10 protein-coding genes and 1 pseudogene are annotated in these 12,066 nt (G+C 49.0%); 7 read left to right on the top strand and 4 right to left on the bottom strand.

Annotated elements, in window-relative coordinates:
- Window positions 1-621 precede the first annotated feature (621 nt).
- Window positions 622-1,092: a hypothetical protein gene (locus tag AC6ESO_RS22415; RefSeq protein ID WP_497093340.1), complete on the top strand. Its 471-nt coding sequence runs from the start codon at window positions 622-624 to the stop codon at window positions 1,090-1,092.
- Window positions 1,093-1,124: 32 nt separating this feature from the next.
- Window positions 1,125-1,631 carry a DinB family protein gene (locus AC6ESO_RS22410; RefSeq protein ID WP_497093339.1) on the top strand — a complete coding sequence of 169 codons (507 nt, stop codon included), beginning with the start codon at window positions 1,125-1,127 and terminating at the stop codon, window positions 1,629-1,631.
- 21 nt (window positions 1,632-1,652) lie between these two features.
- On the opposite strand, the pseudogene AC6ESO_RS22405 reads toward AC6ESO_RS22410, so the two are convergent.
- A pseudogene (locus AC6ESO_RS22405) lies at window positions 1,653-2,111 on the bottom strand (aldo/keto reductase); the annotation flags it as partial.
- Between the two features lie 428 nt (window positions 2,112-2,539).
- Here AC6ESO_RS22405 and AC6ESO_RS22400 point away from each other — a divergent pair.
- The 3 genes from AC6ESO_RS22400 (at window position 2,540) to AC6ESO_RS22390 (ending at window position 7,139) form a co-directional block, all read left to right on the top strand.
- A complete protein-coding gene (locus AC6ESO_RS22400) occupies window positions 2,540-5,584 on the top strand; it encodes an Ig-like domain-containing protein (protein WP_497093338.1) in 3,045 nt (1,014 codons plus the stop codon).
- A gap of 539 nt (window positions 5,585-6,123) precedes the next feature.
- Window positions 6,124-6,435: a DUF1806 family protein gene (locus AC6ESO_RS22395; protein ID WP_497093337.1), complete on the top strand. Its 312-nt coding sequence runs from the start codon at window positions 6,124-6,126 to the stop codon at window positions 6,433-6,435.
- Window positions 6,432-7,139: a PIG-L family deacetylase gene (locus AC6ESO_RS22390; RefSeq protein WP_497093336.1), complete on the top strand. Its 708-nt coding sequence runs from the start codon at window positions 6,432-6,434 to the stop codon at window positions 7,137-7,139. The genes AC6ESO_RS22395 and AC6ESO_RS22390 overlap by 4 nt, the downstream gene beginning before the upstream one ends.
- On the opposite strand, the gene AC6ESO_RS22385 is transcribed toward AC6ESO_RS22390, so the two are convergent.
- From AC6ESO_RS22385 to AC6ESO_RS22375, 3 genes are all read right to left on the bottom strand, one after another.
- Window positions 7,140-8,297 carry an acyl-CoA dehydrogenase family protein gene (locus AC6ESO_RS22385; protein ID WP_497093359.1) on the bottom strand — a complete coding sequence of 386 codons (1,158 nt, stop codon included), beginning with the start codon at window positions 8,295-8,297 and terminating at the stop codon, window positions 7,140-7,142.
- Window positions 8,298-8,423: 126 nt separating this feature from the next.
- A complete protein-coding gene (locus tag AC6ESO_RS22380) occupies window positions 8,424-9,404 on the bottom strand; it encodes an aldo/keto reductase (protein WP_497093335.1) in 981 nt (326 codons plus the stop codon).
- 120 nt (window positions 9,405-9,524) lie between these two features.
- Window positions 9,525-9,779, bottom strand: coding sequence for a hypothetical protein (locus tag AC6ESO_RS22375; protein WP_497093334.1), 255 nt, complete (start codon window positions 9,777-9,779; stop codon window positions 9,525-9,527).
- 136 nt (window positions 9,780-9,915) lie between these two features.
- Here AC6ESO_RS22375 and AC6ESO_RS22370 point away from each other — a divergent pair, with 136 nt between their 5' ends.
- A complete protein-coding gene (locus tag AC6ESO_RS22370; RefSeq protein WP_497093333.1) occupies window positions 9,916-10,260 on the top strand; it encodes an iron chaperone in 345 nt (114 codons plus the stop codon).
- 328 nt (window positions 10,261-10,588) lie between these two features.
- On the top strand, window positions 10,589-12,049 hold the full coding sequence (locus tag AC6ESO_RS22365; RefSeq protein ID WP_497093332.1) for a stalk domain-containing protein: 1,461 nt from the start codon (window positions 10,589-10,591) through the stop codon (window positions 12,047-12,049).
- Window positions 12,050-12,066 lie beyond the last annotated feature (17 nt).

Here is a 12,066-nt window from a genome sequence, read left to right as displayed (position 1 = left end):
AAAGTCTTGTTCGGCAATTGAAAATTGGCTTTAGATAAATGACCTAATAAGAATGGAAAGGATATCTAAAGAATGAAGCTTTTCATTGAAAAGTTTAATAATCAATCACTAATAACCTTAGCCTTAGTGGTATCATTCATCAATTATTTTTTTATCGTTCTTTTACTGGCATCTCTTTGCGATACCGGGAATGAATTAACTGGGGCGCCTGCCTCAATGTTTATCTATTTTTTAGGTGGGCCAGTCGCAGCTTTTTTTCTTAGTCTATTCACTTTATTGCTGTTATGGTATCTGAAACGCAGGAAGATTAAATTAATCTCCGAAATAATTGTAATGTTTCATTTATTGATTTTTTCTTTACTGAGTTTAGGTATCGGTGTGGTACTTTTGACGTACGGCCATTTATTAAACTAACGGGTACAAGTGCTAGCTAGCGTTCAAAACGCGAAGAAACAGCCTACATAAGGCTGCCGTATCTTAACTAAAGGGGAACGATAGCTCCATACACTTTGGACGAAGCTGCCAGCACGATTGGCAGCCGCAGTTAGTGCAACGAATGCTGCTCCTTCTCGTATGTATCTATGAGGTGAATTTGGAAAATAGATGAAAGGGAGTAATTAATTGAAGAAAATAATCGGCGTTATCTTTATATGTATAGTTGTACTAAACGGCTGCACAGACAAAATGAATTATTATACCGATATGGAGAAAAGTAATGTTCCAGACATTAATAATGCCCAAGATATTGAGTTTATCTACGAATACAAGGGACATACCGAAAATTGGGCAGCCGTTTATTTCGTGTACAAAATGAAAAATAAGGATAACCACAAAACAAAACTGTTATTAAAGTACATTGGAAAGAAGTCTAAACCAACCGGTCAGTTAAGCTACACATATGATACAAAAGGTGGTGGAGGCGGAAGCGCAAGCGTACCTATTTCCACTTATGAATCAAAAACCGGAATTTTTAATCATTTAGGTTCTTCAGAGAGTAATGGATTCTTAGCAGCCAAAGATTCATCCGTTAAGTTGCAGGTAGATTGGAATGGAAGTACAGAAGTGTTTGAACTGAACCCTGTGTTGAATTGATGAAATGTTTGTAGAATAAGGAGGAGATGAGAGTGGATAGGAAAAACTTGGAAATTACACCGTTGCCAGATTTCGAAAAAGAAATCGGTAAGTGGATATGGTGTCTGGAGGATGTTCGGCGAACGATTGTAGAAAAAATTTCAGGAATAAGTCAGCGGCATCTCGATGCCAAACTAAACGGCCACTCGATCGGATCGTTGTTATATCATATCGCGTTAATTGAAGCGGATTGGCTCTACGAAGACGTTCTTGGCTGTGATTGGAATCCAAAGATACTTTCTTTGTTTCCTCAAGAAGCCCGTAATCAGGATAGTACTTTGACACAGATTGAGGGACAGAACTTAAAAGAACATTTAAATCGTCTACAAGCTGTACGCGATGAATTGCTTTTCCATTTTCGTGCTATGGACTTAGAGGATTGGCGCAGAGCAAGAAACCTTACTCATTACGATGTAACACCTGAGTGGGTTGTCTACCATCTCATTGAACACGAATCGCATCATAGGGGACAGATTTTTGAGAGGCTGCCGACATTTTGATCAGGCAGCCTTAATTAGCAGTTAGATATCCAGTTTACGCGTACCGATCCATTTAACCATCTCAGGATCGCGATGTGAGAAGAACAGGCTTTGTTTCGTATCTAACGTAGCAATCGACTCCATATCGGCTTGATCTAATTCGAAATCAAAAATATGGAAGTTCTCGATCATTCTTTCTTTACGAACCGACTTTGGAATCACGACGACTTCTCGTTGCGTTAACCAACGCAATACGACCTGAGCTACGGATTTAGTATGCTTCGCTGCTATAGCTGACAATACTTCATTCTGGAATAAGTTATTTTTGCCTTCAGCAAATGGTGCCCAGGACTCGATTTGGACGTTATGCTCTTTCATAAATGTTGCATTTTCGAATTGCTGGTTGAAAGGATGTGTCTCTACCTGGTTAACGGCAGGAGCAACTTCGTTATCAAGCATTAGATCGATTAGACGATCCTCGTGAAAATTACTGACTCCAATTAACAAAAGCGGAGTTGAAGTTAAACATAAGTTTACTGCTCCGCAAGGCTGGGGTTCATCGTACGAAACGGAGTCGAAGCAAGACCATTGCCAAACCTATAGCGATGGTCTTTTTTGTGCTTCCTGCTTACACGCGTGGGATTTATTCCGTTTTCTTGCCTCTTTTATCACTTTCTTCACTTATTTTGTACTTTCAAAAAAAATCGGTAGTTTTAAAAAATATCGATATATCAAATAAAGAAGACATCCTTCATACTCTTCTTCAGCTGGAATAATTTGAGAAGATTTCAATCGTGGAGATTAAGGCTTCCCGAGAAGGAGGTGAGTTAAAAAGAGATCGATTAATGTATTAGCTCGCTTTCTCATCCAAGACAACAGCGTGCTTTTACTCGAAGACCCAACAAATACATGTTGGAAGGTGTGGATTTATGCGAAGGCTTTCCGTTAAATTAGTTTCCCTCCTATGTTTGATCGCTCTACTTACCGGTTTATTTCCTGTCGTCTCGTTCGGCGCGACCCAATCGTTCTTTGCGCCTGCTGAAACATCCGGCAGCATCTCCGTCAAACTGTACCCGATGGAAAATGTCACCTCAGGACAAACGAAGCTTGTTACGTTCGGCGTACCGTTTCCAAGAGGCTCCATAACGCCTGCGAATATATCGAAAATTCGCGTGCTGAAGGGCGGCACGGAAATCCCCGCTTACGTTGAAATGCAAACGCCATGGCGCAGCATAACAAACTCTTCTCTGGATGGGGCTTCCGTTCGGGTTGCGCGCATCCAGATTCAGAATACGTTTGCTTCCGTTTATCCGAATTCGGAGACGATAACAGTGGAATGGGGTCTCAACAACCGGAGCCAGAACATTTCAACACTTACGAATCCGAGATCGGCATGGCATCAAGTGACGTCGGGCACGTTCGTAGCATCGGACAATGTTTACGAGCCAGACGTTTATGCGGTGCTGCCGAAAGACTTTCTTGCTGAAGGCGTACTGAAAGGAACGCGGATGAGCACGTTCGACAGCAGCATAACCGAGTCAAGGGACAATCCGACCACGATGGATGCAACCGAGCATTGGACGGGTTACACGGAGATGGAGCATGCATTCAAAAACAACTTCTACATGCTCATCAATGAGGATGATCCTGCCGTTATCGCCGGCGATTCCGGCTCCGGCTACAAGAGCGACTACAAAACAAACTACGATCCATGGCTTTATGACCGCGCGGCAACGATGTACACGCTATACATGCGGAGCGGATCGTTGAAAGCACTGCGAGAGGCGGTGCGGCATACCGACTTTTACAAAACGAAAATTTATCCGGCCACAACGACGCCTTCCCGTGCCGTCGGGCTATTCACGTTAAAAAATCCGGATCCGAACGGCTGGCCGGGCGGCAACGGGGCCATGTACAGCTACGACGAGTCGATGGCTTATACGTACTGGCTGACGGGCGACAACGATATGCTGACCTACATCCCGCTGATCGTTCAGGCGCATGAAACGAATGACGAGCCAACACGGTGGGATCCGAGCTTGGGGACTTGGACCGAACGGCATACGGCTTTCCGGTTGCTCGCCAACCTGATCGCTTACGAGGTTACGGGCAACACGACTTACAAGACCAACGTGCAAAATCAAACGGCTGATTTCATCTGGCATCAGAACGGTGCGGGCGGGCTTATACCGGCAAACCGCGTCGACGGCGGACTGTATCATTACGGCAGCCAGCATGGCGACGGCGTAACCGGCGATTTGATCGCTTCGACCTGGATGAGCGTGCTGACCGAAGATGCAATGATCCGCGCTTACGCATTCACGGAAGATTCGAATATCGCTAATTTTGTGAAGCGCATAGGAACCTTCCTGAATAACGCTTCGCGTTCCGATGCTTATCACGCCTACGATACTTATGTCGGAGCGCTTCGCTATCCGGATTATATGGTGAAATATGACGGCACTTCCGATGCGCTGGACGGCGGGCGCGGAAGCTCAAGCGATCCGACCGGCGGTACGACGATCGAGCATGACCTGGAGGTGGGGAACGCGATTTTGTGGGCTGACTACTTCGGCCAGCTGCTCGGCGGTTCGCCAAATACGACCTGGGAATCGGCTGTAAACGACCTATACTACGGCTACGATATCGGCGTCAACTTCTGGATTCGCCCGACCGGTCCATCAGCGGGAAAAACCGCTTACCGGATTACGCCAAACCGCAAGTGGGGCTGGGAGTTCCGCACAACCGGCAGCTTCACGTGGCTGGCATCCCAACTGCTGTCGGGCTCCGGCCCTGGCGATACGACACCTCCGACGGTATCGATTACAGCGCCAACAAGCGGCCAAACGGTATCGGGCACGATAACGCTGTCTGCAAACGCCTCGGATAATGTAGGCGTCGCGGGCGTACAATTCAAGGTCGACGGTACTAATGTCGGCACCGAAGACACGTCTTCACCGTTTTCGATCTCGTACGACACTTCGGGCTTGGCGGCTGGCTCGCATACGATTACGGCGGTAGCGCGTGATGCTGCGGGCAATACGACGACGTCGTCCTCGGTGTCCGTGACTAAAAGCGCGGCTGCCGATACGACGGCGCCGACGGTATCGATCACAGCGCCAACAAGCGGCCAAACGGTATCGGGCACGATAACGGTGTCGGCAAACGCCTCCGATAATGTTGGCGTCGCAGGCGTCCAATTCAAAGTCGATGGCACCAATGTCGGCACGGAAGACACGACTTCGCCGTATTCGATCTCGTATAATACGACATCGCTTACAAACGGCTCACATACGTTTACGGCTGTAGCGCGGGACGCTGCGGGCAATACGACGACATCCTCCTCGGTACCTGTAACCGTATCGAATAGCGCCACGGGAACGGTCACCTTCCAGCAAGGAGTGAGCGGCTACTCCGGCGCGAAGGATGTGTCACTCACTTCGCAATACAGCGGCAACGGCGGCAATATTATCAGCGGCACGTTGAAAGTATTCGATCAAACCAGCCAGACAATGCCATATGAAATCGATTCGCTGCTGCGCTTCGATAGTATTTCGATTCCGGCCGGCAAAACGGTCGCGTCGGCAAAGCTGACACTCAAGATGAATACATGGGCGACCGGCTTTACGATGGAAGGCCGCTACATGCAGACGGATTACGATCCGACTTATTCGCTCATCGGGTGGCAGAACCGCAAGTCCGGAGCGCAATGGGCGACGGCAGGTGCAAAAGGCAACGGGACCGATTATGTGTCCGGCAAATCGTTTGCGATAACCAGCTTCACGGCGACCGGTGATCAGGTGATCGATATCACCCTCGATCCTGCAGTCGTACAGGGCTGGCTGACCACACCGTCCACCAATCAGGGCGTTCTGCTGTATATTGATAATCCAACTAATATTGCGGTTGATATCTACTCCGCGGAAGACGCCACAACGGCAAACCGGCCGAAGCTGTCGATCACGTACCAGTAAATTAAAAAATGGCCAAGGAGTAATCTTCCTTGGCCATTTTTTTCTGCGACGGTATGATGATTTAAGATCGATGACGATATTATTTTTGTCGGGGCGATATGCAAAGGTTCACTAATGAAAACGAAACCATATACCCTATATGCCGTACAAGTTATGATGATTGGGAAAGCTGTTAAGGGGATATGTTTCTTTCATTCTATTTATTCTGACGTTCATCACAAATCATGATACAATTCAACGAGTACAAAACGGATATCGGATCACGATAGCTGAAGAATCATCGTGAAGAATTAGCAGACACAAAAGAAAAGGTGGTACATATGAATAGGTTCAATATTATTCGTCCGATCATGCTGATTGCGGTTGCGCTCGTAACGAAGAGTTTGGTCACCAATCTTTGTATGGTGCTAGGAATGAATTCCGAGTTAGCCAAAAACTTGGGTTACATAGCCATGTTGATCGCCGGGCTCCTCGTCTTTTCCAGAATTCGGAGAAATCAGAAATAGGATTATAATTCCAAAAGAAAAGAGAATTGCGCCATGATTCCTATAAAAAGAATGGAAGTGGAGGCCAAGCTCCGGAAATTCGTCGGGGACGAGGTTTATATCCACAGCGAAGCGACGTCGTTCATGTTCGTCCGCAATTTCAAGGTACGGGTAACGCATGCTTTTATCGCAGGGGAAGGGTCTTTCCGCGCTGCGCTTCGGTTCGACGGCCACGGCTGGCTGCGGATGGAAGCGCTCACTCATTTCGAGGTGGACGGGCAGGGCCGTCTGCTGCTGGCTGGCTATGACGACAGAGGCCGCATGAACGTCGCGCTGCACCTAGGAAGGGAGCCGTTTCCGGAATGAGCCATGAACAAGTGCGGAATCGCAAGCTTCTTGCGGTGCTCGCCCATCCCGATGACGAGTCGTTTATTTGCGGGGGCACGCTGGCGAAGTATGCCGCAGAAGGCGTCGAGATCACGTTAGTAAGTGCAACGAAGGGCGATATGGGCCGCCGAATGGGGAACCCGCCTTATCTCAATCGCGAAACGATGGCTGCCGCCCGGGAGCAGGAACTGCGGGAAGCCTGCGACTGCTTGGGCATCGGCAGGCTGATGTTCCTCGGCCTCCGTGACAAAACCGTTGAATTCGAAGACGAAGCATCGCTAATCGAGCGCATTGAAGCGATTATCCGCGAAGTAGAGCCGGACGTTGTGCTGACGTTCCATGAACGGTATGGCGGTCATCCGGACCACTGCGCGATCGGCAAGGCCGCGACAGCCGCCTTCCGGCGTTCAGCTGATAAAGGAGCGCTGTACTTTATTACGTTCGGCGACGCGCTGGAGCGTCCGGAGCATTTCGGATACACCAAGAAGGACGTCGTCCGTATCGACGTTCAGGCTCACAACGAAGCTAAGCTCGCCGCGTTCCGCGCTCACCGCTGCCAGACCGAAATCGACGAATGGGTATGGCAATCCGATAAAGCGGCGCTGTCCCATTTCGGAAAGCATGAGTATTTCCTGAAAGGGGACGTCAACGCGCCGCAGCGGGCGAGCGACGATTTGTTTTGATTATGTACTCTCGCCAAGCGCGGACGCGGCCAGCGTCTGGATGACCGAGCTGTCCATCGGCGGGTTGTGCAAGCCGGCTCGGACGTCGCGGTAGTAGCGTTCCAGCGGATTCGCGCGCGATAGGCTGGTGCCGCCAACGATCCGCATCGCCAGGTCGACGACGCGGATAGCGTTGTTCGTGACCGTATATTTCGCCAGGCCGAGCTCCGCCTTCATTGCGGTCCGTTCCGTCGGTTCCTTGTCCCATCTGTCGGCCGCCGCATACAACAGGGTGCGGGCAGTGCGAAGCTCGACCTCCATCTCCCCGATCGATTGTTGAACGGAAGGGAGTGCGGCTATCGGCTTATCCAAGGAATTAGGCTTATACGAGCGGGCGAATGCCAGTGCATAGTCGCGCGCGGCCAGGGCGATGCCCATATAGCAGGCAGGAATATGCAGCAGCCAACCGCCTCCGTCATCCGTGCTTTTGCCTGTTAGCCGGCTGTCCGCGCTAGCGAAAGCGCCGTCCAGCACGACGTCATGGCTGCCTGTCGCACGCATTCCGATCGTGTCCCATGTCTCGACAATCGACACCTGGTCCGAACGATGAACGAGAAAATCGGCCGTGCAATCTTCATCCGGGAGATAGGCGGAAACGACGAAGCGGTCGAGAATCGGCGACAGCGTGCTGAACGTCTTGCGTCCCGTGATCCGCCAACCGCCGTCCGCGGCAACCGCGATCGTCTCCGGCCGTCCGCCGCGGCTCGGGCTGCCGGAGGAGGCTTCGCTGGCGAACGTGTTAATCATCGTCCCATCCTTCACGATGGAGCGGCATAGTGCTTCGAACGTCTCCGCCGGCCACTTACCGGTCGTACGCAAATGCATGACCTGGCCGAGATGCCAGCCTACGGCAAGCGCGGTTGAGCCGTCCCCGTAAGCGAGCCGTTCCTGCAGCAGGACGAACTCATACAGAGGGATTTCATCGCCACCGAAAGCGCGAGGAACTGTCAGCTTTAGATAGCCGTTCTTCTGCAGGTCGGCGAAATTATCGAATGGAAACGAGCCCTCGCGATCGTACCGGGGCGCTCGCTCTGCGAACAAGGTTGCCAGCCGCTCGACAAGCGCAGCTCGGTTACGTTCTTCATCGTTGCGAATGGGGCTGTCAATGAATCGTTTCATCATGGCTCACTCCTTCTCCTAGTAGTATAGCAACCCAATCAAGGGTAGTGCGAGCAGTAGGTTTGCGCTGACCAGCCATGAACAAGGCGGCCTCCGAATTTTCGGAGGCCGCCTCTCGTTGCTGAATTACTGGAAGCCTAATATCGGATGCGGCACGTACAGCTCTTCCAGTTCACGGATTTCGCCGGAAGTGAGCGCAAGCGATAGCGCCGCGGTCGCGTCATCCAAATGGCCGGGCTTCGTCGCGCCGATGATCGGAGCAGTGACCGCGGATTTGCTTAGCAACCAGGCCAGCGCTACCTGGGCCTGCGGTACACCGCGCTCAGCGGCGATGCGTCCGACACGTTCTACGATTGCGCGGTCCGACTCTACAGCGGACGTGTACAGCGTCTTGCCGAATGCGTCTGTTTCCGAGCGTTCGCTAATTTCGTCCCAGCCGCGCGTTAAACGGCCGCGTGCCAGAGGGCTCCACGGGATGACGCCTACGCCTTGATCCTGGCAGAGGGGAAGCATTTCACGCTCTTCCTCGCGGTACAGCAGATTCAAATGATTTTGCATGCTGACGAATTTGGTCCAGCCGTGCTTCTCTGCCGTGAACTGCGCTTTGAGAAACTGCCAGGCGTACATGGACGAAGCGCCGATATAGCGGGCCTTGCCGGACTTGACGACGTCGTGCAGCGCTTCCATCGTTTCTTCCATCGGCGTATGAGGGTCCCAGCGGTGAATTTGATAGAGATCGATATAGTCCGTGTCGAGTCTTCTCAGGCTGTCGTCGACTTCGCTCATGATTGCTTTGCGCGATAAGCCGGCGCCGTTCGGGCCTGGCCGCATGCGACCGTGAACCTTGGTCGCAATGACGACGTCCTCGCGCCGGGCAAAATCCTTCAGCGCGCGACCGACGATTTCTTCGCTAGTGCCGTCCGAGTAGACGTTTGCGGTATCGAAGAAATTGATGCCGAGCTCAAGCGCTTTGCGAATAAAGGGGCGGCTCCGCTCTTCGTCCAGCGTCCATGAATGCGATCCTCTTGACGGTATGCCGTAGCTCATGCACCCTAGACATAGTCTGGATACTTCCAGGCCGGTATGGCCCAGACGGGTGTAGTCCATATTTCGATTCCTCCTCTAATTTCATCGCTTGGCGAATGGAGTCTGCTAATCTCGCTGTTGACTCTATCGTAACGCTTTTTCGATGGGATCACAATTTTGCTAATGAAAGGAACCTCTTCATCAGTTCGTCAAGCGGAAATAATCAACGTTCACGGTACCCGCCGACATCGATGGATCGAAGCGGACCTGCTTAATCGTGCCGGTCCAGGATGCATTCGTCCCAAGATCGATGACGTAGTCGCGATAACCGCTGTTGGGCACAAGCGGAACGACCACTTGCTTCGTTCCGTTCCATACCGTATCGGACGTTGTGCTTGCAAAAAATACTGCTTTAGCAAGGTGTATTCTGGAGTGAACTTTGTCTAACTGTTGCACTCTCGTGGAAGGATTGCTTGAAACGGAGGACGAATATGTTCATTTAAGATAAAACGGAGTCTTATTGCTAGAGGGGAACATACATAAAACAGGATAATTAGCATAAAGAGGAGGATGAAGAATGGAGAAACATCGAATGAACACGATCGACGAATATATAGCACAGTTTACCGGCGACACCCAAGAGATCCTTAACAAGCTGAGACAACTCATTCGCAATTGCGCACCGGAGGCGACTGAAAAGATCAGTTATCAAATGCCGACGTTCGCATGGAATGGGAATTTGGTGCATTTTGCAGCATTCGAAAAACACATTGGATTCTATCCTACCCCCAGTGGAATTGAAATGTTTAAGGAGGAACTTTCACCTTATAAAATGGCGAAGGGATCGGTTCAATTTCCGATTAACAAGCCAATACCCTACGATTTAATTAAGAGAATTGTGGCGTTCCGTGTTAGTGAGAACCAGCGAAGCCAGTAAACACCAAGAAACGGCAGCCTTATAAGGCTGCCGTTTCTCAATGAACGTAAATTATTTGGAACCGTAATAAAATTGACAATCAGCCTTCTTATATTGTTCGTTTTTGGTAGATGTAACGATATGTTCATCATGCGATTTAATAATGACGCCTGAGTCTAGGAGTTCATCTTGTTGGAATATTACGATTGGACGAGTGAAAATTCTCATTCTTTCGAAGTCTGCATGTGTATTTAGCTGACGTATTTTAGGCATAGGTCCTCCATCGAGTATGACGATTAAACCAATGTACATCGCGATGAGAGATGAGTCAAGAAGGAGGTTCATTCAATTGATAACAAGACTATCTGTATTATTGTTCCTATTCGTCCTATCTATTTTTAGTGTATCGACGGTTAAAGCCGAGTCTGGCTCCACGAACATTCCATATTATGATGCAGGTTCATTCATAAAGAGTGACGGTTCATACTGGATTTGGGGTAGGGACCAATTAGTTCCAACTCATGTGCAAGGTATTTCAGACGTTAAGAAGAGTTTTGGCAATTTTTTTGTGAAGAACGATAATACAGTTTGGTATTGGAAGGATCAAACACTAAATGATCTGAATGCTAATTTAGTTCAAGTTAAAGAATTGGACGGCGGTTATGCACAAGCAGAGGATTCTTTTGGAATGGCCGTTCGTGATTTAAAAGGGAATGTCTACTTTATTCCATGGGTGGATACCGACATTTTCGGCTACGATTTTCGGCTTGTAAAGAAGATAGATGTCGATAATATTACAGACCTTACGAGTTTTGATAAGACTGCACCCTATATGGGTGGAAGGAATTGGGTATTCCTGAAGGATAATGGAACTGTGTGGGCGTATAGTGGTTTTATGCCACGCCCAGTTTCTGCTGTTAAAGGATTGGATGACATGATAGATATTTACCGTAACCATGCGTTAAAGAGTGACGGGACTGTTTGGTATTGGACCAGCGAACCTAATGAATCTGCTGCACAAGTGAAAGGTTTAGCCAAAATCAAGTCAATTTTACCGGATTTCTACTCCAGCATGTTTCTCGACGATCAATCAAGACTTTGGTTCTGCGGCACTTATATAAACAGCTCCAATGAGGAACTTACAAAACAGCAAACACCGGTAATGATATCTTCCGTTCATGATGTCAAGGACGCTGTAACCATTAGGAACTCTTTAATTGTTTTGACACACAGCGGAGAGGTATACGAAACGCCGATAAACCAAAATCAAATGACGGAAAATCCAAAGTTCAACTTACTTGCTACTAATGCAGTAAGTATTAAAGCGGCTGTAAGTCATATCATCATGCAAAAGAAGGACGGTACCTTGTGGGGATGGGGAATAAATACCAATGCAGAACTTGGCGCAGGTAGCAATATCCCTTTTTCAAAAACGCCTGTACCAGTAGGTCCGCCATTATCGTTAGAGGTCAATGGTGAGGACGTATTACTGACCAGTGGTGTAATCATACGGAACAATCAATCTTTTATCCCGCTTCGATCCCTACTTGTCATGCTTGGTGCAAACATAAGTTTTGAAACCAATAGTAAGGTTGTTGTGGAAAGTAAAGAAGGAAGCTCGCCTCTAATCCGTATATCGATAAACGTGAAAAATGGAGAGATCTCCTTAAATGAAAAGAAGATGGTATCCCAAACAAAAGCCTTCGTGCTTAATGGGACTTCGTATGTCCCTTTGAAATTTATGAGTGATCAACTTGGAGCAGCCGTTATGTGGTCTCCTAAGGATAACAAAATATCCATCGTATACTGAGTTGGAGGCCATCATTA

The sequence above is a fragment of the Paenibacillus rhizoryzae genome (assembly GCF_059686995.1).
This window is presented reverse-complemented; position numbering and strand designations above follow the sequence as displayed.